The 24,334-nt window shown below is 37.9% G+C and carries 24 protein-coding genes, 1 CRISPR repeat array, 1 riboswitch and 1 other annotated feature; of the genes, 3 read left to right on the forward strand and 21 right to left on the reverse strand.

Going from position 1 to position 24,334, the window contains the following annotated elements:
• Window positions 1–8: 8 nt before the first annotated feature.
• Genes AC3B6Y_RS01855 through murB form a run of 3 tightly spaced genes read right to left on the reverse strand, consistent with a single transcriptional unit; the run spans window position 9 to window position 2,793 of the window.
• On the reverse strand, window positions 9–1,010 hold the full coding sequence (locus tag AC3B6Y_RS01855) for a CdaR family protein (RefSeq protein WP_489775239.1): 1,002 nt from the start codon (window positions 1,008–1,010) through the stop codon (window positions 9–11).
• Entirely contained in the window at window positions 1,010–1,846 is an 837-nt protein-coding gene (gene cdaA / locus AC3B6Y_RS01860; protein ID WP_489758307.1) for a diadenylate cyclase CdaA, read from the reverse strand. The genes AC3B6Y_RS01855 and cdaA overlap by 1 nt, the downstream gene beginning before the upstream one ends.
• 8 nt (window positions 1,847–1,854) lie before the next feature.
• A complete protein-coding gene (murB, locus tag AC3B6Y_RS01865) occupies window positions 1,855–2,793 on the reverse strand; it encodes a UDP-N-acetylmuramate dehydrogenase (RefSeq protein WP_489775238.1) in 939 nt (312 codons plus the stop codon).
• Between the two features lie 91 nt (window positions 2,794–2,884).
• On the opposite strand from murB, the gene AC3B6Y_RS01870 reads away from it, so the two are divergent.
• Window positions 2,885–3,421: a 3'-5' exonuclease gene (locus tag AC3B6Y_RS01870; protein WP_489758305.1), complete on the forward strand. Its 537-nt coding sequence runs from the start codon at window positions 2,885–2,887 to the stop codon at window positions 3,419–3,421.
• A 45-nt stretch (window positions 3,422–3,466) separates the two neighbouring features.
• Here the strand turns inward: AC3B6Y_RS01870 and tsaE are convergent, their stop codons facing one another.
• The 3 genes from tsaE to AC3B6Y_RS01885 are packed head-to-tail and all read right to left on the reverse strand — an operon-like array spanning window position 3,467 to window position 5,600.
• A complete protein-coding gene (gene tsaE, locus AC3B6Y_RS01875) occupies window positions 3,467–3,925 on the reverse strand; it encodes a tRNA (adenosine(37)-N6)-threonylcarbamoyltransferase complex ATPase subunit type 1 TsaE (RefSeq protein ID WP_489758304.1) in 459 nt (152 codons plus the stop codon).
• 7 nt (window positions 3,926–3,932) lie between these two features.
• Window positions 3,933–4,901, reverse strand: a complete 969-nt coding sequence (gene pta, locus AC3B6Y_RS01880) for a phosphate acetyltransferase (protein ID WP_489758303.1) — start codon at window positions 4,899–4,901, stop codon at window positions 3,933–3,935.
• Window positions 4,902–4,913: 12 nt separating this feature from the next.
• Entirely contained in the window at window positions 4,914–5,600 is a 687-nt protein-coding gene (locus tag AC3B6Y_RS01885) for a uracil-DNA glycosylase (RefSeq protein ID WP_489758302.1), read from the reverse strand.
• 51 nt (window positions 5,601–5,651) lie between these two features.
• Between AC3B6Y_RS01885 and AC3B6Y_RS01890 the strand changes: the two genes are divergently transcribed.
• Both AC3B6Y_RS01890 and AC3B6Y_RS01895 read left to right on the forward strand, forming a co-directional pair.
• On the forward strand, window positions 5,652–6,545 hold the full coding sequence (locus tag AC3B6Y_RS01890; protein WP_489758301.1) for a Cof-type HAD-IIB family hydrolase: 894 nt from the start codon (window positions 5,652–5,654) through the stop codon (window positions 6,543–6,545).
• Window positions 6,542–7,099, forward strand: a complete 558-nt coding sequence (locus tag AC3B6Y_RS01895; RefSeq protein WP_489758300.1) for a hypothetical protein — start codon at window positions 6,542–6,544, stop codon at window positions 7,097–7,099. The genes AC3B6Y_RS01890 and AC3B6Y_RS01895 overlap by 4 nt, the downstream gene beginning before the upstream one ends.
• Here the strand turns inward: AC3B6Y_RS01895 and pepT are convergent.
• The 15 genes from pepT to AC3B6Y_RS01970 all read right to left on the reverse strand — a co-directional run bounded on the left by pepT (window position 7,059) and on the right by AC3B6Y_RS01970 (window position 24,307).
• Entirely contained in the window at window positions 7,059–8,321 is a 1,263-nt protein-coding gene (pepT, locus tag AC3B6Y_RS01900) for a peptidase T (protein WP_489790261.1), read from the reverse strand. The two genes, AC3B6Y_RS01895 and pepT, sit on opposite strands and share 41 nt — an antisense overlap.
• 3 nt (window positions 8,322–8,324) lie before the next feature.
• Window positions 8,325–9,956 (reverse strand): peptide ABC transporter substrate-binding protein, encoded by a 1,632-nt coding sequence (locus AC3B6Y_RS01905; protein ID WP_489790260.1) that lies wholly within the window; start codon window positions 9,954–9,956, stop codon window positions 8,325–8,327.
• Between the two features lie 43 nt (window positions 9,957–9,999).
• Window positions 10,000–10,276, reverse strand: a binding site (T-box leader).
• Window positions 10,277–10,631: 355 nt separating this feature from the next.
• The gene (locus AC3B6Y_RS01910) at window positions 10,632–11,180 is read right to left on the reverse strand and encodes a TetR/AcrR family transcriptional regulator (RefSeq protein ID WP_489758297.1); all 549 of its coding nucleotides are present in this window, start codon (window positions 11,178–11,180) and stop codon (window positions 10,632–10,634) included.
• 38 nt (window positions 11,181–11,218) lie between these two features.
• Window positions 11,219–11,692: an SsrA-binding protein SmpB gene (gene smpB / locus AC3B6Y_RS01915; RefSeq protein WP_489758296.1), complete on the reverse strand. Its 474-nt coding sequence runs from the start codon at window positions 11,690–11,692 to the stop codon at window positions 11,219–11,221.
• Window positions 11,693–11,706: 14 nt separating this feature from the next.
• The gene (gene rnr, locus AC3B6Y_RS01920) at window positions 11,707–14,031 is read right to left on the reverse strand and encodes a ribonuclease R (protein WP_489769638.1); all 2,325 of its coding nucleotides are present in this window, start codon (window positions 14,029–14,031) and stop codon (window positions 11,707–11,709) included.
• Window positions 14,032–14,044: 13 nt separating this feature from the next.
• Complete coding sequence (locus AC3B6Y_RS01925; RefSeq protein WP_489791220.1) at window positions 14,045–14,788, reverse strand: alpha/beta hydrolase; 744 nt, start codon at window positions 14,786–14,788, stop codon at window positions 14,045–14,047.
• A gap of 58 nt (window positions 14,789–14,846) precedes the next feature.
• Complete coding sequence (gene secG / locus AC3B6Y_RS01930; RefSeq protein WP_489758293.1) at window positions 14,847–15,083, reverse strand: preprotein translocase subunit SecG; 237 nt, start codon at window positions 15,081–15,083, stop codon at window positions 14,847–14,849.
• A 290-nt stretch (window positions 15,084–15,373) separates the two neighbouring features.
• Entirely contained in the window at window positions 15,374–16,018 is a 645-nt protein-coding gene (thiE, locus tag AC3B6Y_RS01935; protein WP_489758292.1) for a thiamine phosphate synthase, read from the reverse strand.
• Entirely contained in the window at window positions 16,011–16,835 is an 825-nt protein-coding gene (thiD, locus tag AC3B6Y_RS01940; RefSeq protein WP_489791221.1) for a bifunctional hydroxymethylpyrimidine kinase/phosphomethylpyrimidine kinase, read from the reverse strand. Before thiD ends, thiE begins: the two co-directional genes overlap by 8 nt.
• Before the next feature lies 1 nt (window position 16,836).
• Window positions 16,837–17,631: a hydroxyethylthiazole kinase gene (thiM, locus tag AC3B6Y_RS01945; protein WP_489769636.1), complete on the reverse strand. Its 795-nt coding sequence runs from the start codon at window positions 17,629–17,631 to the stop codon at window positions 16,837–16,839.
• A 102-nt stretch (window positions 17,632–17,733) separates the two neighbouring features.
• A riboswitch (TPP riboswitch) is annotated at window positions 17,734–17,834 on the reverse strand.
• A 122-nt stretch (window positions 17,835–17,956) separates the two neighbouring features.
• Window positions 17,957–18,520: a CRISPR direct-repeat array (repeat unit 36 nt; unit sequence GTTTTTGTACCCTTAAAGATTTAGCAATAGAAAAAC).
• A 111-nt stretch (window positions 18,521–18,631) separates the two neighbouring features.
• Window positions 18,632–19,927 carry a phosphopyruvate hydratase gene (eno, locus tag AC3B6Y_RS01950; protein WP_489769635.1) on the reverse strand — a complete coding sequence of 432 codons (1,296 nt, stop codon included), beginning with the start codon at window positions 19,925–19,927 and terminating at the stop codon, window positions 18,632–18,634.
• Between the two features lie 70 nt (window positions 19,928–19,997).
• Complete coding sequence (gene tpiA, locus AC3B6Y_RS01955) at window positions 19,998–20,753, reverse strand: triose-phosphate isomerase (RefSeq protein WP_489791222.1); 756 nt, start codon at window positions 20,751–20,753, stop codon at window positions 19,998–20,000.
• A gap of 25 nt (window positions 20,754–20,778) precedes the next feature.
• The gene (locus AC3B6Y_RS01960) at window positions 20,779–21,993 is read right to left on the reverse strand and encodes a phosphoglycerate kinase (protein WP_489769634.1); all 1,215 of its coding nucleotides are present in this window, start codon (window positions 21,991–21,993) and stop codon (window positions 20,779–20,781) included.
• Window positions 21,994–22,165: 172 nt separating this feature from the next.
• Window positions 22,166–23,185: a type I glyceraldehyde-3-phosphate dehydrogenase gene (gene gap / locus AC3B6Y_RS01965; RefSeq protein WP_489758286.1), complete on the reverse strand. Its 1,020-nt coding sequence runs from the start codon at window positions 23,183–23,185 to the stop codon at window positions 22,166–22,168.
• 39 nt (window positions 23,186–23,224) lie between these two features.
• Window positions 23,225–24,307: a sugar-binding transcriptional regulator gene (locus AC3B6Y_RS01970; protein WP_489769633.1), complete on the reverse strand. Its 1,083-nt coding sequence runs from the start codon at window positions 24,305–24,307 to the stop codon at window positions 23,225–23,227.
• Window positions 24,308–24,334: the final 27 nt, after the last annotated feature.

Below are 24,334 nucleotides of genomic sequence, written 5' to 3' on the forward strand. Positions count from 1 at the left end.
CTCTTATTCTAATTATTTATTGAAGCTGGATTAACTGTTGAAGATTGATCATCACCAGTTTTTAAATAGACCTTAATAGTTCGTGGACTCGAATCTATAATATCAGATTTTACTTGATTAATTGTAACAACTTTTGATTTTTTAGTTCCCATCTTAGAAACGTCGATTGGAATTTCTAATTCATTAAGATTATCCAATACTGTTTTCTTAGCATAAACGCGTACTGCAGCGACATCCGAAGTGATGTGATAATTTTTATTTTCGGGTAGATTTTTTGGTACAAATTTTAAGTTTACTTTTTTACTCGGTAAACTGACAGGAACTTTAACCCGGGTAGTCTGTGGAGTTAACAGGACTGATAACGTGCGCCCTTGAGCATCTAACGCTTGCAATAAAACTTCTTGATGAAAATCGGTTGATGTACCATGAGGTAACTTAGCATGTGCCACCACTTGACTAATTCGCTGAACTTCACTGCGTGCACCAACGACTTGAACCACCTGCGGATCCACACTAGCATCGCCACCGATATAACCCGGAGCAATTTGCTTTGCATTATATTTAGCTTGAATCGGAAATACTTGTTGAGCCTTTGGCTCAATATCAACTTCGACATAATGCGGCTTGATCGAATACTTTAAATCGCGATTTAAACCACTTTGATGAATTAAAACACGATGATGACCTACACTTAAATTGTGCAGATTAATGTAAACCGTAAAATTATGTGTGTTCTTGGTTGCCGTGACTAGGGCTGAGGGGCCCTCCAATTTGACGCGTACTTGTTTAGGATAACCAGTAATAAAATAATTTTCCGCATCGGAATTTACCTGTAATTTCATATTAAAGGTAACAGTTTTGTTAGCATTAACCACATTGCCAGCAGTTACTCCATTTCGGGTACTGCCAATACTAGGCAAGGAGACGCTCCAGTACAGCCATAACGCTACCAAAAAGGATAATAACAAATAAAAATATTTAGAATCAATGAATTTGCGCCACTTTTTCATTAGTTATTTCCTTTCTGGAAATGTGCCAAAAATTTCTTAAAAATTGAATTGGATTGTGGCGTTGTGGGAGCTAATTGGGCCCGTAAATAATTCAAGTAATCATCCCGGCTAAGATCTAACATCATATGATTTTTATGCGTAATCATCACCCCACCAGTTTCCTCCGAAACCACAATCGTCAAAGCATCAGTTACTTCACTAATCCCCACGGCCGCTCGGTGCCTAGTGCCTAATTTTTTCGGAATGGCATTACTTTCTGACAACGGCAAATACGCCGCAGCAACTTCAATTTTATTTTGATTGATGATAACTGCACCATCATGTAAAGGCGTATTAGGAATAAAAATATTAATTAATAACTCGCCGGTCACATCAGCGTCAAGTTTGATTCCGGTCTCTACATATTCTTCTAAGCCAGTATTCATTTTTAACGTAATTAAAGCCCCAATTCGGCGTTTGGACATATACTGAATTGCTTTATCCAAGGCATCAATTAAATTGTTACTTAAATCTTTTTGTTCGTCACGCATGGAAAAAAACAATGGCGAACGGCCCAATTTTTCTAAGCCGCGACGAATCTCTGGAGTAAAAATAATGATAACTGCTATGACTGACCAATTAAAAATTTGATCTGTCAAATAGGCAATCGTCCGTAAATTAAAGAACCAACTGACTAGTTTAATGATCAAAATGATAAATAGTCCCTTTAATAGCTGAATGGCCTTAGTGCCCCGAATCATCATTAATAATTTATAAACTAAAAACCACACAAATAAAATATCAATAACATTTGTTAAAGAATTTAACGTAAAAAGATGGCTTAACCAATTTTGCACGCTTACTTTCACCTCTGATCTTCACCGATAATCCGCACTTCAGTTTCTAAAGCAACACCAAATTTTTCTTGCACAGTGGCTTGAATTAATTTAATTAACGCCAAATAATCACTGGCAGTCGCTGTTCCCAAATTAATAATAAAGCCCGCATGTTTCTGTGAAACCTGCGCACCACCAATAATCTTCCCTTGTAAACCCGCCTTAATAATTAAGGGACCGGTAAAGTAACCCTCTGGACGTTTAAAAACACTCCCACAAGACGGATATTCTAGTGGCTGCTTAGCCCGCCTTAAAGCATTTAATTCGTCCATTTTAGCTTGAATTTTATGTGCATCGCCAGGTACTAACGTAAACGTCACAGCTGTCACAATGCCGTGATTGTCCTGTACCACACTATGGCGATAAGCAAAATTTAAATCTTGTTTTTTAATAGTTACTAATTGACCCGTAGGTAAAATTTCTTGAATCTGTGTAATTACTGTACTAACTTCACCACCATAAGCTCCGGCGTTCATAAAAGCGGCTCCGCCGACACTGCCCGGAATACCCGCGGCAAATTCTAAGCCACTTAACCCCGCTTGACTCGCAGCTTTAGTTACTTCAATTAAACTGGCTCCCGCTTGAGCGGTGATTTGCTGCTCGTGCACTGCAATTTGGTTTAATTTAGTTAAGATAATGACTAAACCTTTAATACCACCATCTTTAATAATTAAATTACTGGAATTACCTAAAGCCGTTATCGGCAATTGTTTTTCTCGCGCAAAGTCAGTCAATAATTGTAATTCCGCCAAAGTTTGTGGAAAAGCAACATAATCGCCCGGACCACCGGTTTTAGTAAATGTATAGTTACTCAGGGAATCAGCAACTTTAATTTCCACTGGTAATGCTAATAATTGTTTTTTTAATTGTAGATCATCTAAAAATTGATTTCTTACTTTGTCTTGCATGATCAATCTCCTAACTAACTGTTTTCCCTAATAACACCATTATAGTATATAATGAATTTTAAAAATAAGTTTGTAATTGTGAGGTTTTTCCATGGATTTTGTGGCAATGGATTTTGAAACGGCCAATAATCAAGCTGATAGTGCTTGTTCTTTAGCGCTCGCTTTAATTGAAAACAATCAAATTATCGATACTTTTTATACATTGATCAATCCCCAGGCACCCTTTAATCGGCGTAATATTGCGATTCATCACATTCGCCCACAAGATGTCCAAACAGCACCGACCTTTGAGCAAGTCTGGTCGCACATTAAAGTATTATTTAATCAGCAGCATTTAATCACGGCGCATAATGCTGCCTTTGATACCCGCGTTTTAAAAAACTGCTTACAAAAGTATCAAATCACTCCGCCATGTTATCACGTAATTGATACCCTCAAAACTTCTCGTAAATTTTTTCCCGATTTACCAAATCATCGTTTAAATACCGTTTGTGAAGCCTTAGGAATTGATTTAGAACATCACCATCATGCCTTAGATGATACATTAGCTTGTGCTGAGATTTTATTACAAACACAAGCACAATTTGGAGCTGACGCATTACAAGATTTAATTCAATTAAAAGATTAATAAAAAATCTCTGTCAAATATTTTTATTCAACAGAGATTTTTTAGTTAATTAATTGTCGCAAGTTTTTGTACCAGCGTTTGGTAACGCGTACCTTGTGGTTGAAATTGCAATTTTCTGGTTACTTCATCCATCCGCTCAATATTAATCCGCAAATAATTCGGTGGCAATTGTTCTTTGATGAACTGTGACCACTCTACAATTACGATCCCCGAACCATCAAAGTACTCCTGCAAACCTAAATCATCAGCCGAGGCATTTTCCAAGCGGTACATATCCATATGATACAACGGATATTTAGCTTGCGGATACTCGCGAATCAACGTAAAAGTCGGACTTTTAACTGGGCGCTTAATCCCTAGCCCTTGGGCAATTCCTTGTGTAAAAGTCGTTTTGCCAGCTCCCAGATCGCCATCTAAGAGCAATAAATCACCAGGTAATAAAAGTTGCGCTAATTGACAACCATACTGGATCGTTTCGGATGCACTATAAGTTATTTTTTCCATTATTTGATTATAATGCTTGGGCGGCCGTAATGATAGCTAATTTATATACGTCTTCAACATTGGCTCCCCGAGATAAGTCAGAAATCGGTTTATTTAAACCTTGCAAAATCGGTCCAATAGCTTCAAAGCCACCAAACCGTTGGGCAATTTTGTAACCAATGTTACCTGATTGTAGTTCTGGAAAGACAAAGACGTTTGCCTGACCAGCAACTTTAGAACCAGGAGCTTTTTGCGCAGCAACTGAAGGCACAATAGCTGCATCTAACTGCAATTCACCATCAATAGGAACATCGGGTGCTTGTGCTTGAGCCAATTTAGTTGCTTGAGCAACCTTAGTTACTTCATCACTCTTCGCTGAACCTTTAGTTGAAAAACTCAATAACGCAACTTTAGGATCAATGTCAAATAGTTTGGCAGTTTTAGCTGAAGTAACCGCAATTTCGGCTAACTCTTCTGCACTTGGATTGATGTTAATTGCACAGTCAGCAAACAAATAACGTTGCTGCTCTTTTTGAACAATAAAGGCCCCACTAGTCCGCGTTAAACCTGGTTTAACTTTGATAATTTGCAAAGCTGGGCGCACCGTATCACCAGTTGGATGAATTGCTCCAGAGACCATGCCATCTACTTGATCTAAGTAAACTAACATAGTACCAAAATAATTAGGATCGCGTAACATTTGTTGTGCTTGTTCAGCAGTATTCTTACCTTTACGCCGATCGACAAAAGCTGTGACCATTTCATCAAATTGGTCATAATCTTGCGGATTTAAAATCTTAATTCCTGAAATATCTAAGACTAATTCGTTCGCCTTCGCTTGAACTTGAGTAGGGTCACCTAAAAAAACCGGTTCTAATAATTGATCTTGTCGTAATTGCACAGCAGCTTTTAAAATTCGTTCATCAGTAGCTTCTGGAAAAACAATCTTCTTATTTTGACCACTAATCTTTTGCTTCAACGATTCAAATAATTCCATGATTCAATCCTCCTAATTTTCTGTGACTGTTTGTGGTAATTGCCAATTAATTGGCGTTTCACCATACTTTTTTAAAGCTTCATTGGTTCTAGAAAATGGTCGTGAGCCAAAAAAACCATAATTAGCGGAAAAAGGGCTGGGATGAGTTGAACTAATAATGGTATTTTTATTAGTATCAATTAAGTTCATCTTTGATTTAGCAGCCTTTCCCCATAAAATAAAGACGACACCACCTTTTTGCGAGAGCGCTTTTATTGCCTGGTCAGTTAATTGTTCCCATCCCTTACCTTGATGGGAATAAGCCTGGCCACGGCGAACCGTCAAAACAGAATTCAACAACAAAACGCCCTGATCAGCCCACGATTTTAAATAACCATGTTGTACTGGTGGATAACCTAAATCAGCTTGCAATTCTTTATAAATATTTTGTAAAGATGGCGGTACTTTGTTTCCCGGCAAAACCGAAAAACTCAGTCCGTGAGCTTGATTTGGCTCATGATAGGGATCTTGACCTAAAATAACCACTTTAGTTTGTTTAAATGAGGTCCAATCAAAAGCTTGAAAAATATTATACATATCTGGATACACAGTTTGCTCTTGATACTCACGTTTTAAAAATTGGTGTAAGCGTCGATAGTAATCTTTTTCAAACTCCGGTTCTAGAATTTGTTGCCAATCATTTTTTATTAATTGCTTCAACTTCACACCACCTATTATGGTAAAATTTGATTATTGATATAGGAGGAACTTATGACAATTAAACTAATTGCTTCAGATATGGATGGAACGTTATTAAATAGTGAATCAATTGTCTCTAAAGAAAATATTACCGCAATTCAAGCTGCAAACCAAGCAGGAATTCAATTTGTTGTCGCCACTGGTCGTGGTTTAAGTGAAGCGGCTCCGTTGGTCAGCAATTTAACGGTCAAACCGGACTTTATCACTTTAAATGGAGCCTTAGTTTATAATCAAGACCGTGAACCTGTCGTCAAAATCCCCATTGATCGTTCTAATTTAAAACAATGTTTAACGCATATTAAAACTAGTAAACTCTATTTTGAAATCATTACCGATCAAGGAATTTATTCCAATAGTCGCATTCAGCGTATTCAACATACGGCTAATTTATTGGTCAAATTAAACCCCAATCTCTTATATAAAATGGCCGTAGCACGTGCTACTTCACGGGCCGAATTAATGAACATCAATTATGTGAAAAGTTTTGACGCACTTTTGCATGATCCTCAAATCAATGTGATGAAACTGTTAGTCTTTAGTGACCGTCATCCGCAAAAATTGCAACAATTAAGAGCACAATTACAACAAAATTCCGAAATTGTCATTACTTCCTCATCACCCAATAATATTGAAATCAATAATGTTAAGGCCCAAAAAGGCCGCGCACTAACCACTTTTGCTCATAAGCTAGGTTTACAGATGAGTGAGGTCATGGCGATTGGTGACAATTTAAATGACGAATCAATGATCCAGGCGGCAGGAATTGGTGTCGCCATGGCCAATGCAATTGCGCCAATTAAGAAACTAGCACAATACCAAACCAGCAGTAATAGTCAAAATGGCGTTGCGCAAGCTATTTACCATGCGATTGCTTTAAATAAACAGCAAGCAGCCAATTTAAAATGATTTATTATCTCCAATTTAATGCCGCTAATTTACCAGGAGTCATTCAAGTTACTAATCAACAACAAGAGCTGTGCTACTATCTTATTCGCACAGCTCCCCGTTGGAAAATTAATTATGAACTATTAACACCGCGCCAAACTAAGTTGGGTGATATCATTCAAACTAGCACGCATCCATGGGCTAATTACCAAATTAAATTAGCCGATATTTTAATCACTAAATTAATTCATATCACTAATCATCGCCGCCAGTTAATGATTGCTCCTAGTTTACATTGGTTAGTTTCTGGTAATTTATTAACCAATAATTACTTGGTCCATGATTTTCACCATCATTTAATCATGTCTGTTGATAACATTTATTTAAAAAATGGTCATGAAGGCTACCTACTCCAAATCAGTCCTCAAGTAGATGCGCAAATTGGACTTTTATTAGCTGCTGTTTTAAACCAAACCAGCCGATTATCCAAAAATCAACGTTCAATCAAAAATTGGCCACTGCATCGGTTGCAGACTAATCTGTCACATGCTTATGATCTTGAGCGTAGAGATTAGCTATTTCAATAATTGTCTGAGCTAATTGGGCCATGGCCTCTACTGTTACAAATTCATACGGGCCATGAAAATTTTCGCCACCATTAAACAAATTGGGCGTCGGCATACCTAAATAGGTAATCTTAGAACCGTCTGTCCCACCACGAAAAGGTTTCACATGTGGATCTATTTGTAAATTCTTTAAAGCCCCTTTCGCCAAGGTCACTGGATAACGATCTTGGTTAATAATGTCTGCCATATTGTAATATTGATCCGTCAGTGTTAACTGAATCCGCGGTTGAGCAAATTGAGCATTTAATTGGGCGACAATATTTTGCAGATCTTGTTTGCGCTGTTCAAAAGCACTTCGCGAAAAATCACGAATAATATAAACCAAATGCGCATGGGAAACGTCACCCTGAAATTGATTTAATAAATAAAAGCCATCATAGCCTCGAACTAATTCTGGCCGTTCTTTTTGGGGCAATCGTTGATCAATTTGTTCAGCCAAACTAATCGCATTAACCATTTGACCATAGGCTTGTCCAGGATGAACACTAACTCCGGAAATATCAATTACGGCTTGTGCAGCATTAAATGTCTCATATTCAATATCTCCGACTAAACCATTGTCCAACGTATAGGCGAAATCAGCCGCAAAATCCGGTACATCAAAGCGATCTGCACCGCGCCCAATTTCTTCATCTGGACCAAAAGCCACTTTAATCGGTCCGTGTAACAACTGAGGATTGTTAACCAAATAGCGCAAAGCCGCGATTAATCCCGCAATCCCGCCTTTATCATCAACTCCCAAGAGCGTCGTTCCATCGGCAGTAATCAAAGTTTGACCGATATAATTCTGTAAATTAGGAAACTGCTGTGGATCTAACTTTAACCCGTTAGCCCACTCAATTACTTGCCCTTGATAATTAGCATGAACCTGTGGTTGCACATGAGCTCCAGAATAGTCAGCCGCAGTATCCAAGTGTGCAATAAAACCAATAGCGGGCATGGCCAGCGTATTTCCTGGTAATAAAGCTGTCACAAAACTATTTTGCGGATTTAATTTAACTTCGTGCAAACCTAAATCCTGCAGTTGCTGCATTAATAAGTGTGCTAACTGCGTTTGACCGGCAGTGGTCGGCACTTGATCTAAGGCTTGCGAAGCATCAGATTGCGTATTTATTTTTACATAAGTTAAGAAATCATCTAGTAATTGTTGTTGATTAATTGCGTACTTCATTCACTAATCCTTCTTTGAACTGAAATAAGTGGTCTTAAAGTCATAAGGAACACCAGAACCATTGTAAACTAAACCTTTAACTTTGGTATTCAACAATTGCGCTTTGACACCTTGATATAACGGAACTGTTCCTTGTAATTTCATTAAACGCTTTTCAGCTTTGACTTGATATTGCCAACGTTGGGCTTTATTTTGAGAAAGCTTGTTTTCCGACAAATCCAAATCATGATCAAACTGAGCATCATGGAATTTAGAAGTATTATAAGATGAATCACTTTCCCAAATATCCAAAAAGTTAATAGGATCCGAAAATACTGATTGCCAACTAGTAATCACTAAATCATAGTCACCTTGATGTTCCCGAGCTAAACGCTGCACCTTGGGCAAAGTCTTCAATGTGATTTTGACATGGGGTAACTTATTTAATGAGCCTTGAATAAATTCACCCGTTTGCTTGGAAGTAGTCGTATCATCAATTAGTAAACTTAAGTTCAATTGCTTGGTATTAGTTTGCTTCAATCCTTGACGCAATAAACTTTTAGCTTGTTTTAAGTTAGAGCTCGTCGAATTAGGAACTTGACTAACTTGTGCAAAATCTTTGTTTTGATAAGATCCTAATCCTTGTGGTACAAAACCTTTGGGCGCTAAAGAACCATCTTCTAAAACACCTTTAACCAATTGATGCCGATTAATTGCTAAAGAAAAGGCCCGCCGTACTTTTTGATTCTTAAAGGCTGGTACTTTGTTTTGATTCAAATTCATATCAGTCATATTAGACGATTTGCGCACTAAGAAATCTTTTTGGCCTTTTAAGTTAGGAACTTGCGTGCCTGAAAGAATTGTTTCATCCACTTTATTGGATTGATACAAATTTAACCCGGTTTGCGGATCCTTAACGACATCCTCCTTAACTTGTTGTAGACGGACATGTTTTTTATCCCAATAATGCGGATTTTTAACTAAACGCCAATTATCACTACTGCCATTCCAACCTTTTAAGATAAATGGTCCGTCCGCAACCGTTTTAGCAGAAGTGGTACCGTAATCTTTTCCCCAACGATTAACTGCTGCTTGGTTTTGAGGGAAGAACAACGGCCACGCTAACAATTTCTTAAAGTATGGTACCGGCTGAGTTAATTTCACCTGTAATTTATGCTTACTTAAAGCCTGTATTCCCAATTTATCAACTGGTAGTTTATTGGCATTAATCTGCTTCGCGTTTTGTACTTGATTTAAATAAAACGCATCACTGGAACCCGTTTTGGGATCTACCGTCCGCCGCCACGAAGTCACAAAATCTTGAGCGGTAACGGGCGTATTATCGGACCACTTGACATTTGGTCGAAGATTAAACGTATAGGTTAATCCGTCAGCTGAAACTTTGGTTTTAGTAGCCAAAGCTGGTTGCGCCTTGCCATGAGCATCCAAACGATACAAACCTTCTTGCGTATTCAACAAAACGTCAAAGCTTAAGGTGTCAGAAGCTTGCGAAATATCTGCAGTAGCCAATTCAGAACTTTCTGTCCAATTCAACGTATTTTTGGTTTTAGCTTGCGCTATCTGTAAATTAGCCTGTGTTCCTAAAGCCAAAGTACAGAGCAAGATTCCCCAAAAACTTTTCCATTGATGAGTCATTAATTTTTCCTCCAAACTAAAAAACTGCAAGTCAATTATTGACTTGCAGGACGACAAAGACGTGGTACCACCTGGTTTTCGATCTTAAAAATAAAACCGCTTATGAATAACAATAACCTTGGTCTGTACACAACCTCGAAACGATTAGGTTATTATTCTTCATTATGTGCTAATGGCCATCACCATAATTACCTTATTCCTTGAACTCGGCAATTAATCTTAATCAAAGACCATATTCAACTAGATTACCTAACATTTCACACCTACCAATGTCTCTCTGTAAGAATAATCTAATTTACTCATCTTTTAGATTAAAAAATATTAACATATAGTGAAATTATAAATCCTAAAAATTAAATGTCAAGTACCCAATTCCAAAAAAATAGAGTTTGGACCAACAAGTAGGTTTTCTCCAAAACTTTACCAAGCTGGTGTCTGCCTCTTATTGTTGTTAGAAGTTCTGGCTAGAAAAAATTCCCATCTTCCTCTCAGAGGTTATTCGTTTTTTCTAATTGACCGAAACTTTCGTCCAAACTCTATTTTAAATTGAATTCTTTAAAAATCCATTCCTCCTGATTTTTTTATTTATATCATGATATAAATATAATATACAAAAGAATAAATGATAAAAAAAGAAACAATTTACCCTAAACGCCTTACTTTGATACATTTAGATCACATTGCTTCATTAATGGCTTGACATGTTAACAGATAGCCGACCACATCTAACCTTTTTAACACCATAGTTACTTCAATTTGAAAATCTGTTTCCAACCAGCTATTTAATTGGTGAAAAATTGCGCTAGTTATTAACTCCAATTCATCCCAATTATTTTGTAAAACTTCCAAAATAGCTAAATTATCCGTCGAATACGTATTTAAAAAATTTAAAATTTCATGATAAAACCAATTTAATAAATTTTGCTGGCACAGCACCCGATAAATTAAACGACAACTTGTTTGATGATTATTTAAATAAAATACGCAGTAACTCACCAGTTGATGCCAATCACTAAAAGTTCGCTGCTGTAATTTTGCCAAGTGCTCTTGAATCAGCGATTGGTAAATAGAAGCAGTTCCATTCGGAAAATAACGATAAAAAGTACTGCGACTAATCGACAAATTATTAGTTAAGTCACTAACGGTCAAAACATTAGTCGCTTTTGCTTTGAGCAATTCTTCCAAATGCTGGATTAAATAATGAATGGTTACTGCACGTTTCATCATTAACTCCTCGAATAAATTTATTTATATATCATCTTTTATCGTAAAACATTTTTTAAATTGCGCCGCATCTCTCGATCTTGATCACGACGTTTAATAGTTTCTCGTTTATCGTATTGTTTTTTACCTTCAGCCACACCAATTAAAACTTTAGCGAAACCGTGTTTGAGATACATTTTTAGTGGAACTACTGTAATTCCCTTTTTAGACAATTCACCACTAATTTTTTTAATTTCTTTTTTGTGTAGTAATAATTTACGATCGCGTAAGGGATCATGATTAAACTGGTTACCTTGGTCATAAGTACTGATATGAACATTAGCTAACCACAATTCTCCTCGTCGAAATTGCACAAATCCATCCCGTAAATTAACCCGACTAGCGCGCACTGACTTAATTTCGGTACCTGTTAGAGCAATCCCAGCTTCATACGTGGATAAAATATTATAATCATGACGCGCTTTTTTGTTGTTGGCAACTTCATTCGCTGCTTTTTGATGATGCTTCTTCATAACTATCAATCCCCCTAATGACGGGACTTTTGATTATTTCGTTCGTATTTGCCCGAGCGCTGTTTAGTATTTTTTTGAGAACGTCGTCCTGAATTTTTATGCCGTTGCAAGAATTTTTGATGTTCCTGTTCACGGCGTTTTTTTTCTGCATCGGCCCGTTCTTGTTCCTCTGGACTTAGCACTGGCTCAAAGTCCACTTGGCGTTGCTGAGCATCTGCACGAATCAATTTTACCTTGATACTATCACCCATTGTGTACACTTTATGGGTGCGTTTGCCAATCATGGATAAGGCTTTTTCATTATATTCATAATAATCATCTAGCATATTAGAAATATGAATCAAACCTTCTACCGTATTTTCTAAGCTAACAAACATGCCAAAACTGGTAACACCACTAATGACACCTTCAAATTCTTGTCCCACTTTATCAGCCATAAACTCAGCTTTTTTCAAATCATCAACTGCTCGTTCTACATCAATCGATTTTCGCTCACAAGCTGAGGTGTGAACACCAACTTCTGGTAATTGTTCTGCCCATTGGTTTTGAATATCTTCGCTGGTACCCTCATCAGCATAACTATGAATCATCCGGTGTACCATTAGATCAGGATAACGTCTAATTGGGGACGTAAAATGCGTATAATAAGTGGCCGCTAAGCCAAAGTGGCCTAATGGATCCGGAGAATACTTAGCTTGTTGTAAACTCCGTAATAACATCGTGGTAATTACTGCTTCTTGGGGTTTACCAGCTACTTTTTCTAAAACAGTTTGAAACATCTTGGGGGTAACATGCTTAGCATCACCCGGAACTGATAAACCAAACGAACTAGCAATTTCAAAGAAATTCTTTACCTTTTCCGGATCCGGTTGTTCATGCACCCGATACAAAAACGGGACGTGTAACTTATTAAAATGTTCTGCAACTGTTTCGTTGGCTGCCAGCATAAAGGATTCAATCATTTTTTCCGCTGTACCACGTTCCAGTAATTTAATATCTGTAGGATGTCCCTGATCATCAACGATGATTTTGGCTTCTGTTTCTTCAAAATCAATTGCCCCACGCTGATGTCGCATAGCAAATAAAATCTCATGTAATTGCGCCATTTCTTCCAGCATTGGTACCAAATCGGCATATTGGGCGCGGATTTGAGCATCCCCATTTAAAATTTTATTCACATTATTGTACGTCAAACGCGCATGTGAGCGAATAACACTAGGATAAATTTTATGATTGATAATTTCTCCCTGCGGATTAATCTCCATATCACAGGTCAAAACACAACGATCTTCACCCGGATTTAAAGAGCAAATACCATTTGATAAACGAAATGGCAGCATTGGAATAACCCGATCGACGAGATACGTACTCGTCCCACGTTCGTAAGCTTCTTGATCTAAAGGACTGCCGGGCTTAACATAATGGGTTACATCAGCAATGTGTACTCCTAAATGAAAATTGCCATTTTCCAATTTCCATAAAGTGACGGCATCGTCAAAGTCTTTCGAATCATCGCCATCAATCGTTACGGTTACTTGTTCAGTATTATCTACTCGACCTTGCCAATCCGCTTCGGTTAGGTGATCTGGAACTTGTTGAGCAGCTGCCAAAACTGCTTCTGGAAATTCATCTTTCACATCATTTTGATAAACAATGGACAATTCATCGACACCGGGATCATTTTTATTACCCAAAGTTTTCAGTGCAATGCCTGCCATACTGCGTGGAAAGTCGGCACTTGGATAATTAGTAATCTCTACTTGTACCATGTCGCCCATTTGGGGCGTGATTCCCGTTTGTTTGATGAAAACCGGATTATTGGCCATCTTTTTTTCATGACTCTTGACATAACCGACTAACCCGGTCTTTTTAACTTGCACATCGCTATAAGGCATAAATTCACCAACGATTTGTTTCAGGCCGTGATCTAAAATCTGAGTAATCTTGCCTTCAGCCCCATTATCTCCCCAAGGATTAGCAGGTTTTAAAATCTGGACTTCAACTTCGTCATCATTGATCGCATTCAAAGTATTGGTTCGCGCAATAAAGATGTCTGGTTCTTCATCGTCATACCGAACAAAACCAAAGCCGCGGTCATTAGCCCGAAAAGTCCCACTAACTTTTTGATCAATGGGTGTCATCTTAAATTGGTTACGATCATGAGCAGTGATCTTATCTTCACCCTCTAACACAGCTAACGCTTTTAAAACGTGATTATAAGATTCAGAACCGTGTAATCTCAATAAATCTACTATATCTTGAGCAGTATATTTGCGATCCGGATAATTACGAAATACTTCTAAAACATCTGAAATTAATTTATTTTTTTCTAAAGCCATTCAATTTTTACTCCTAATTTACCAATAAAAAGTTTTCTAAATCTTGTTCTAACTGGGGCCGTGCTTGGTTCACTGTAATGACATGGCCGGCATTTTGATAAAAGTGTGTCACTACTTGTTTTGGTGGCAAAATAGCTGCTAAACGTTGGGCTGACTGAATATCAACCATTTGGTCCTTTTGACCATGACCAATAAATAAAGGCTGCTTAATTTTGTCTAATTGTTGGCGGACTGTCAAAGCAGTTTGCTTAATTCCTGCCAACGCCTGCGGTAGTAATTGTTCCACTTGGCGTTTGCGCATGGCTCTTTGGCCAACGCTTAATTCTTGTTGTTGTTCTAAATAGGTTTCATATTGATAAAATCCAGCTGAGACATTAGTTAAATCATCATTAAATATTGGACAACCTAACACCGCACCACTTTTTAAATCTGGCATCGTTGCTAACGCCTTCAGGGCAAACAAACTACCTAACGATAACCCAACAATACTAATAGGACCTCGCTTTGTTTGACGGACAAAATCAATGGCAGCTTTAGTATCCGCCCACCAAGCTGCTGGATTACCTTGTTGTAAAATATCGACCGCATTTAAAGTTCCATGACCTGTAAATAGCGGTAAATAAGAACTGATATTTTGTTTGGCTAAAACCCGAGTCAATGACAAAAAATCATTGGGACTACCTGTATATGAATGTAAAAAAATAACCGTTCGTTCACCTTGATCAACAAACAACGTTTTGGGAGGAACTCGCTTCATCTTTACACCTCGCAAACTCAATAAAAAAATCCCACTGTAAAAACAGGAGGATTTAAGTTTATTTTGATGACATAAAAGCCAATGCAAGCGCACAAACAAAGAAAATAATTGCTAAGATTGTCGTAACTTTTTCCATAAATGCTTCAAAGCCACGTTTCTTCTGCGTGTTAAACAAATCACCTGCTCCGCCAGATAAAGCATTCAACGCGTCTTGCTGTTTTTGTGGTTGCATCATAACGGCAATAACAATCAAAATAGAATCAATAACTAAAATATTTGTTAGTAAACTGTACACGTTTATAACCTCCGTTATGGCACTACTGATAGCATAACATAAAGATTTAGCATTTACTAGTTGCAACCTAACTAGCCTAATTCATTCGTCAATTATTTTTAAATAATTACCAAATAAAAAAGCAAATACCTATCCAATGATTAATTGGAAACAAGCATTTGCTTTGGCATAATCAACTTTTAGTCAATTTCTTCCAGATTCTCAAAAAATCTTTTTCATTACTGTCCCTTACATAATTGATTGGTTGTTATCCGTCAAATTATCAGTAATTACTATGGTTGATTTTTACGCTAATTTGCCTTTAATAATTGCACACTTGCTGCAATATCTTGACTTTGAGCAATCATTGAAATAACAGAGCTACCTGCCACTCCAGTTTGAGCTACTTCCCGTACATTATCTGCCGCAATGCCGCCAATGGCGACAATCGGTCGTTGCGCCAGTTGATTCAATTGAATTAAGCCTTTTATTCCGATCACGGGTGAAGCATCAGCCTTAGAGTTTGTAGCAAATACTGGACCACAGCCGTAGTAATCAATTCCCTGAATTTGATTAGCCAATGTTATTTCTTGTTCATTCGAACAAGATAGTCCCACAATCATCTGACCACCAACTTCTTTGATAACCTGTTGAATTCTTTCATCACTTTGACCGACATGAATACCGTCAGCTTGAACTTCTTGTGCCAATTCAACATCATCGTCAACGATGAAGGGGACTTGATATTGACTACATAGTTGACGCAATTGTTGAGCCATTAACAAACGTTGTTGCTTATCACTAATAGCTTGCGGACCTTTATCGCGAAATTGATATGCAGTAATGCCAGATTTTAAAGCTTGTTCGACTACTTCAGGTAAAGTTTTAGTAGGCAAAAGATCTTGCGTTCCACAAATAAAATATGCTTTTAAAATACTTGCTTGAAAATTAGTCATTTTGTTTTTCCTCCTGATACGCCCAGTGATTCAGCGGACCATGTCCATGACCGACTTGAATAGTATTCTTAATTGCAGTTTGCGTAAAGTCTTTAGCAATTTTTGCTGCTTGTTTGAGCGGTCTTTGTTTTGCTAACTCGGCACATAAACATGATGATAAAGTATCACCGGTTCCGTGAGTTCGCTTGGTTGCAATACGGGGGGCACTTAACCACAAATCCGTTCCATCTTGAAATAACCAATAATCCCGCACTGCATCGCCTTGAGCATGACCACCTTTAATCAGCACATTTTTGGTGCCCATAGCCTGAATTTCTAAAGCGGCCTGTTGAAAATCAGCTGAAGTTTTGATTTCATGTCCGACTAGCCGTTGCGCTTCCAGTAAATTAGGTGTAGCTACTGTTGCTAACGGTAATAACTGTTGCTTAACAACCTCAATCGCATCATCAGTCAACAAGGCAGATCCACCTTTAGCAATCATGACCGGATCAACAATCAACGGCCCAAAATCATATTTTTGTAAATTATGAACAACATATTCTACATGGTTAGCGTCACCTAGCATCCCTGTTTTACAAGCACGAATTTGAAAATCCGCGGCCAACGAAGCAAACTGGGCATTGACCATTTCTTCAGGCAACATAAACGATTGTTGTACGCCTAAAGTATTTTGAGCTGTGACAGCCACTACGACACCTGTGGCAAAAACATGACATGATTGCATCGTTTTAAAATCAGCCATCATCCCAGCACCACCACCAGAATCTGTTCCAGCAATCGTTAATGTTTGTGGAAAAGAATTAATTTTTTCAATCATATTATAATTCCTCATATTGAGCGATTGAATTAATTTGATCAGTTGTCGCCCAAGCTAATTGATCTAATAAATTTACAGTAAAGCTACCGGGACCAACTTTTTGATTACCGACTGCTAATTCACCGATTGCTGCAAAAACTAATGCCGCCGTTTGCGCTGCTTCAAAATAATTATCTGAACTAATTGCACAAAAAGCGCCAACGATACTAGTCAACATATCTCCCGAACCAACATGGGCCGCAAATAGTGGCGTACCATTGTGTACAGCCACTACCTGCTGACCATCGGTAATATAGTCCGTTGCACCACTCATCAAAACAACACAATGAAACTTTTGTGCAGCAGTTTTGGCAATTTCAATCACATCGCCAGTTCCAGCACCTGCATCAATCCCTTTAGCTTGCCAATCAAAATCTGCCAAGGCTGCAATCTCCCCAGCATTACCTCGAATAACCGATACCTGAAAATCTTGTAACAACTTTAGCGCGACTTGCTTACGATAATTAATAGCTCCGACTGCCACTGGATCCAAAACAACGGGCTTTTGAGCAGCGTTAGCCGCTTGGCCCATCGTCTTTAAGTGTTCAATTTGTTCTTGAGTAAAAGCACCTAAATTTAAAGAAACAGCATTACTGATTCCCACCATTTCTTTGGTTTCTGCAATTTCCTCTGACATAATTGGTGATGCTCCCAATGCATTCAAACCATTGGCCACATCTTGAACAGTCACGAAATTAGAAATGTTCAATACAACCGGATTCTGTTTACGCAAATCATCTAACAATGATAACTTCATCTAAAATTCCTCCTAATATGCACAGAACTTCTAAATTAATTGCTCTCGTAAAAATGCAATTAAAAAAGACGCCTCAATTGAGACGCCTATTAATCAATAGTCTTAATTTTAATAGCACATCCCTACGCAAGTTCTAACTTACAGGTTCAAAGAGTTCAGATTAAAGATCTGTCTCAGCCAAGTTGGCACCCCTTGCTTATATTTTTAACGCTTTCATTATAATCAAAATAATAAATTTTCGCAAGATAAAATTGTATTAAAGATCTTTTACTTGCTATGTTATAATTCAAATACAGGGTATCTAAAATCTCAGAGCAAATTTGAGGTTTTTGTACCCTTAAAGATTTAGCAATAGAAAAACCGAGAATGAAGAGGACCGACAGGTAGTTTTGTTTTTGTACCCTTAAAGATTTAGCAATAGAAAAACGTAAGGATGTAACCGAATCAGCATTGAAGTGTTTTTGTACCCTTAAAGATTTAGCAATAGAAAAACGGAATCTCAAAAGCTGTTAACCACTTTAAAGTTTTTGTACCCTTAAAGATTTAGCAATAGAAAAACCTCTAAAAATGAAAACGATAGTAGTGTCATGTTTTTGTACCCTTAAAGATTTAGCAATAGAAAAACTATCGCCCAATTTTTAAGTTCTCATTAATCGTTTTTGTACCCTTAAAGATTTAGCAATAGAAAAACTTAATTGAACTGTATAGATTGTGCCGACTTGTTTTTGTACCCTTAAAGATTTAGCAATAAAAAAACGGACGACATTCCAACACGAGCCTTAACTTCGTTTTTGTACCCTTAAAGATTTAGCAATAGAAAAACAATCCGATTCAATGCATGGTACACAATATAGTTTTTGTATCCTTAAAGATTTAGCAATAGAAAAATTGTATGATTATGTAGCTTAATTTTCGACGGTAAGTTGAAAATTAAGTTTTTTTATACAAAAAAACAGTGCCGGTACGTGAACGCACCAACACTGCTTTTATTTTTTACTGATTATTTGTTGATGCTGTAGAAACTCTTAGCACCTTTATATTCAGCAGCGGAACCTAATTGTTCTTCAATCCGCATTAATTGATTGTATTTAGCAATCCGATCTGTCCGGCTCATAGAACCAGTCTTGATTTGACCCGCGTTTGTAGCAACAACTAAGTCAGCAATCGTGGTATCTTCAGTTTCACCAGAACGGTGAGAAACAATTGCTGTGTAGCCAGCTTCTTTAGCCATTTCGATTGCTTCAAAGGTTTCGGTCAAAGTACCAATTTGGTTAACTTTGATTAAGATAGAGTTAGCAACACCCATATCGATACCCTTCTTCAAGTAATCGGTATTGGTTACAAATAAGTCATCACCAACAATTTGGACTTTGTCGCCTAACTTCTTGGTCAACATTTGCCAATCTTCCCAGTTGTTTTCATCCAAAGGATCTTCAATGGAAACGATTGGGTACTTGTCAACTAAGTCTGATAACAAGTCAGCAATTTCTTCAGCCGTGTAAGACTTGCCGTCACCCTTCATATCATACTTACCAGTTTCGGTATTGTAGTATTCAGATGAAGCACAGTCAAAAGCAATGGCAATATCTTCACCAGGCTTGTAACCAGCACGTTCAATAGCTTCAACTAAAACTTGGAATGGTTCCTCATTATTCTTCATGTTGTTTGGTGCAAAGCCACCTTCATCACCAACAGCTGTAGAGTCGCCACGTTCCTTTAAAATAGAAGCTAAGTTATGGAAAGTTTCAGAACCCATCCGAATAGCTTCATGGATGCTCTTAGCACCAACAGGCATAATCATGAATTCTTGGAAGTCAACATTGTTGTTAGCATGCTTACCACCATTAATAACATTCATCATTGGTGTTGGTAAAACATGGCTGTTTGGTCCACCTAAATATTCGTACAAAGGTAAACCTAATTCATCAGCAGCAGCATGAGCAGCAGCTAAAGAAACACCTAAAATAGCATTGGCACCTAACTTACCCTTGTTTGGAGTACCATCTAATTCAATCATTTTTTGATCAATAGCGCGTTGATCAGTAACGTCCATACCAATAACTTCTTTGGCAATTACGTCGTTAACATTTTTAACAGCTTTCAAAACGCCCTTGCCCATAAAACGGGACTTGTCGCCATCACGTAATTCAACAGCTTCGTGTTCACCGGTAGAAGCACCAGAAGGAACACTGGCGCGACCAAAGCCACCTAATTCAGTATACATTTCAACTTCAACAGTTGGGTTGCCACGTGAATCTAAAATTTCACGAGCTAAAACATCAGTAATAACAGACATTTAATATTCTCCTTTTGTTAAATGATCAACACACTTAATTTTAACATTTAAACTAAATTAATTAAACTGCTTAATCTTGATAATTAACTAATTGTAAATAAGATTCTGGATCTAAGCTGGCGCCACCAACTAAACCACCATCAATATCAGGTTTAGCCATTAATTCTTTCACGTTAGCAGGCTTTACTGAACCACCATATTGAATCCGGACGTTTTCAGCTGTTGTTTCATCATATAAATCAGCAACAGTTTGGCGAATAACGTGACAAATTTCTTGAGCTTGATCAGAAGTAGCCGTCTTACCCGTGCCAATCGCCCAGATTGGTTCATAAGCAATCACTAATTGGGATACTTGTTGTGCTGATAAATCTTTCAACGCAGCTGTAACCTGGTTTTTAACCCATTCTTCTGCTTGACCAGCTTCACGAGTTTCTAAAGTTTCACCACAGCAAATGATTGGTAACATCTTGTTAGCAAAGATTGCGTGTGCTTTCTTATTAATTTCTGCATCAGTTTCATGGAAATAATCCCGGCGTTCAGAATGACCAATAATAACATAATCAATGCCCATTTCAGCCAAAACTTGAGGACTAGTTTCACCGGTGAAAGCACCGGAATTTTCAAAGTAACAATTTTCAGCAGCAGTCTTTAAATTACTACCTTTAGCAGCTGCTAATAAAGCTGGTAAATCAACAGCAGGAGCAGCAATGACTGATTCAACTTTATTAGAATCAGGTAATTGATCCTTAACTGCATTAACAAACTTCGTGGTATCTGCTGGAGCATTATTCATTTTCCAGTTACCCGCGATAATTGGTGTCCGCATAACTAAATTCTCCCTTAATTTTAAATTATTTATCAGAAATAGCAGCAATACCTGGTAATTCTTTACCTTCCAAGTATTCCAAGGAAGCACCACCACCAGTAGAAATATGGCTTAACTTATCAGCAATTCCTAATTGTTGGGCAGCAGCAGTTGAATCGCCCCCACCAACGATTGTCGTAGCATCTTGCAAGTCGCCTAAAGCTCGACCAATTTGCAAAGTACCATTAGCAAAGTTACTCATTTCAAAAGCACCCATTGGTCCATTCCAAACCACAGTCTTAGCACCTTTTAAAGTATCTTCAAATAACTTAATAGTCTTCGGACCAATATCCAAAGCCATCATATCATCGGGAATATCGACACCTTCAGTAACTTCATGCGGTGCCTCATTAGAAAATTCAGTAGCCACAACATGGTCAACTGGCAAGACAATCTTATCGCCAGCTTTAGCTAATAATTCTTTAGCCATTGGCACACGGTCTTCTTCAAATAATGACTTACCAATTTTATGACCTTGAGCAGCTAAGAAAGTATAAGCCATGCCACCGCCAATAATAATATGGTCGGATTTTGGAATTAAATTTTCGATCACAGCAATTTTATCAGAAACCTTAGCACCACCCAAAATTGTCACAAATGGATGAACTGGATTTTCTACGGCATTACCTAAGAACTTAATTTCCTTTTCCATCAAGAAACCAGCAGCAACCGGTTTGTTGGCTGCTTTCATAGCAGTAGCAATCCCGACGTTAGAAGCATGCGAACGGTGAGCTGTACCAAAAGCGTCGTTAACAAATACATCGCCCAAAGAAGCCCAATATTCACCTAACTTAGGATCATTCTTGCTTTCACGCTTGCCAAAATCATTATCAATGTCTTGGAAACGTGTGTTTTCTAACAAGATTACATCGCCATCTTGCATTGCAGCAATAGCATCTTCAACAGCTTGACCTTCGTTTTCAGGAACAAACTTGACATCTTTCTTTAATAATTCGCTTAAACGTTCGGCAACTGGACGTAAGCTTAATTCTTTTTTATCAGCGTCACTCTTAATACGACCTAAGTGAGACAATAGAATCAACTTACCACCATTATCTAAGATATACTTGATCGTTGGCAAAGCTGCCACAATCCGGTTATCATTAGTAATTTTACCGTCTTTTAACGGAACATTAAAATCTGCCCGCATTAAGACCTTTTTGTCTTTGACATCAACATCAGAAACAATTAATTTTGCCATAATTGGCCTCCTAATTTACTTAGAAAAATGCTCTCTTCAAAAATTCAAACTATTAAGGATTTTATCTCAAATTATAATTTTAATTACGATTGCATCATTTCAATCAAAAAAGGCAGAAGGAGAAATCCTCCCTCCGCCTTCTTCAGTAATTCATCTACTATGAGCTAAGGTATTACAACATACTTGCAAATTTTTGCAAAGTACGGATCATTTGAGCTGTAAAGCCTGATTCATTATCATACCAAGCAACAGTCTTAACGATTTGTTCGCCGTTTGAACCTTCAACAACTTGTGTTTGAGTTGGATCAAAGACAGAACCAAATTCTGTACCAATGATATCGGAAGAAACAATTTCGTCACCATTGTAACCAAATGATTCGTTACCATCAGTAGCTTTCTTCATAGCATCATTAATTTCATCAGCTGTAACTTTCTTATCCAAGATAGCAACTAATTCAGTTAAAGAACCTGTAATAACTGGCACACGTTGTGCATGGCCATCAAGCTTACCCTTTAATTCAGGAATAACTAAACCAATAGCTTTAGCAGCACCTGTTGAGTGAGTAATGATGTTTTGAGCAGCAGCACGGGCATTACGCTTGTTACCACCACGATCAGGACCATCTTGTAACTTTTGAGTAGCTGTGTAAGCATGGATTGTTGTCATTGTACCAGTTTGGATACCAAAAGCATCGTTCATTGCTTTAGCAAGTGGTGCCAAGCAGTTTGTAGTACATGAAGCAGCAGAAATAATTTGATCATCTTTAGTGATTGTGTCGTCATTTACACCATAAACAACAGTCTTTAAATCACCAGCAGGAGCAGAAATCAAAACTTTCTTAGCACCGGCATCAATATGAGCTTGTGACTTTTCTTTTGATGTGTAGAAACCAGTACTTTCAAGTACTAATTCAACACCGTCATTCTTAACCCAAGGAATGTTGCGGGCATCTGATTCTGCGTAAACAGGAATCTTCTTACCATCGATTACGATTGCATCATCAGTAGCTGAAACTTCATGTTTGAAGTTACCATGAGCTGTATCATACTTTAATAAATGAGCCAACATATCTGGTGATGTCAAGTCGTTAATTGCAACAACTTCCAAGTCATCATTTGCAACTTCATAAATACGACGTAAAGCTAAACGTCCAATGCGTCCGAAACCATTAATACCTACTTTTGTAGTCATGTAAGATTTCCTCCTTCAGGAAAAATAAAATATTTTATTTTAAAGGTTTTTATCCCTTAAAATCGCTTCTGAGGCTGCCTCATCAGTAATTAAAACCGTCTGCTGAGGAGCAATTTTCATATATGAGCAAATTGCGGCAGCTTTACTAGCACCACCAGCAATTGCTAGCACATGTGAAACATTAATTAGATCCGAAACCTGTAAACCAATTTTCGGTATCTTATAAACGACGTTACCTTGAGCATCCAGAAAAACACCAAAAGCTTCTGAAACAGCTTGTTTGTTTTCCAATAACTCAATTTCTTTCGACGACATGTTGCGCCGATTGGCCATAGTTTTGGCACGACCAATACTGTGAATTACCACATCGCTTTGGTTAATCAAATCCAAAACCGACTTAACTACAGGTTCTTCCAGTAAAGGGGCCACACTTTTAGCACTGATATCTTCAGGAACATAGAGTGCACGATAATGTCCCTTAGCATGATGTGCCATTTCAGCACAGACCGTATTGGCCTGAATTGAAACTCCTTCGCCCAAACCACCACGGGCAGGTACAAACAATAAATTCCGTTCCTGTGACAACTTAGGAGTCAATGCCTGCGCCACAGCAGCCATTGTTGTACCACCCATTACCGCGATGGTTGAACGTCCGCTAGGCAAAAAATGATCCATCATCTGATTTAACTCTTGACCCATTAGTTCCAAGACCCGTCGATGATGTTCACTATCACCCGGTATGATTATAACTTGTTCAATTCCTAAAAAGGAAGCTAAACGCGTTGCAATAACGGAAGTATCATTTAACTTACCAATAACCACATCGAGGTGAGCAACAATCTCTTCGCCTTTTTCGGTTAACATCATCCCTGATTTAGAGGAGCTAATTAAGCCACTAGTTTTAAACAAATCTGTTTCCCGCCGCAAAACTCGTTCTGAAAGATCCAACTCACTTGCCAAGATCCGCCGACCAATTGGTTGCATCCAGCGAATTTCCTGCAAAATTCGATAACGCTTTCGCAGGGTACTTAAAAAATCTGGTGCAATGGCTTCGATCCAACCAAGTTCATCGTTGACTGACGATGCATTTGCCGTGGGACTAATTTTGTCCCTGTGTGGCATATTAAGACCCATCCAATCAAAAAATAT

It is taken from the genome of Bombilactobacillus sp. ESL1092 (assembly GCF_058107465.1).

Excerpts from the sequence above, each read along its gene's own strand:
- eno (WP_489769635.1), bottom strand. The coding sequence starts at position 19,927 with ATGTCTGTTATTACTGATGTTTTAGCTCGTGAAATTTTAGATTCACGT.
- tpiA (WP_489791222.1), bottom strand. The coding sequence starts at position 20,753 with ATGCGGACACCAATTATCGCGGGTAACTGGAAAATGAATAATGCTCCA.
- gap (WP_489758286.1), bottom strand. The coding sequence starts at position 23,185 with ATGACTACAAAAGTAGGTATTAATGGTTTCGGACGCATTGGACGTTTA.
- murB (WP_489775238.1), bottom strand. The coding sequence starts at position 2,793 with ATGCAAGACAAAGTAAGAAATCAATTTTTAGATGATCTACAATTAAAA.
- thiE (WP_489758292.1), bottom strand. The coding sequence starts at position 16,018 with ATGACTAATTTTCAAGCAAGTATTTTAAAAGCATATTTTATTTGTGGA.
- AC3B6Y_RS01970 (WP_489769633.1), bottom strand. The coding sequence starts at position 24,307 with ATGCCACACAGGGACAAAATTAGTCCCACGGCAAATGCATCGTCAGTC.
- AC3B6Y_RS01910 (WP_489758297.1), bottom strand. The coding sequence starts at position 11,180 with ATGAAACGTGCAGTAACCATTCATTATTTAATCCAGCATTTGGAAGAA.
- thiD (WP_489791221.1), bottom strand. The coding sequence starts at position 16,835 with ATGATTGAAAAAATTAATTCTTTTCCACAAACATTAACGATTGCTGGA.
- rnr (WP_489769638.1), bottom strand. The coding sequence starts at position 14,031 with ATGGCTTTAGAAAAAAATAAATTAATTTCAGATGTTTTAGAAGTATTT.
- pepT (WP_489790261.1), bottom strand. The coding sequence starts at position 8,321 with ATGAAGTACGCAATTAATCAACAACAATTACTAGATGATTTCTTAACT.
- AC3B6Y_RS01905 (WP_489790260.1), bottom strand. The coding sequence starts at position 9,956 with ATGACTCATCAATGGAAAAGTTTTTGGGGAATCTTGCTCTGTACTTTG.
- pta (WP_489758303.1), bottom strand. The coding sequence starts at position 4,901 with ATGGAATTATTTGAATCGTTGAAGCAAAAGATTAGTGGTCAAAATAAG.
- AC3B6Y_RS01855 (WP_489775239.1), bottom strand. The coding sequence starts at position 1,010 with ATGAAAAAGTGGCGCAAATTCATTGATTCTAAATATTTTTATTTGTTA.
- AC3B6Y_RS01870 (WP_489758305.1), top strand. The coding sequence starts at position 2,885 with ATGGATTTTGTGGCAATGGATTTTGAAACGGCCAATAATCAAGCTGAT.
- thiM (WP_489769636.1), bottom strand. The coding sequence starts at position 17,631 with ATGAAGTTATCATTGTTAGATGATTTGCGTAAACAGAATCCGGTTGTA.
- smpB (WP_489758296.1), bottom strand. The coding sequence starts at position 11,692 with ATGAAGAAGCATCATCAAAAAGCAGCGAATGAAGTTGCCAACAACAAA.
- AC3B6Y_RS01890 (WP_489758301.1), top strand. The coding sequence starts at position 5,652 with ATGACAATTAAACTAATTGCTTCAGATATGGATGGAACGTTATTAAAT.
- tsaE (WP_489758304.1), bottom strand. The coding sequence starts at position 3,925 with ATGGAAAAAATAACTTATAGTGCATCCGAAACGATCCAGTATGGTTGT.
- AC3B6Y_RS01895 (WP_489758300.1), top strand. The coding sequence starts at position 6,542 with ATGATTTATTATCTCCAATTTAATGCCGCTAATTTACCAGGAGTCATT.
- AC3B6Y_RS01925 (WP_489791220.1), bottom strand. The coding sequence starts at position 14,788 with ATGAAGCGAGTTCCTCCCAAAACGTTGTTTGTTGATCAAGGTGAACGA.
- AC3B6Y_RS01960 (WP_489769634.1), bottom strand. The coding sequence starts at position 21,993 with ATGGCAAAATTAATTGTTTCTGATGTTGATGTCAAAGACAAAAAGGTC.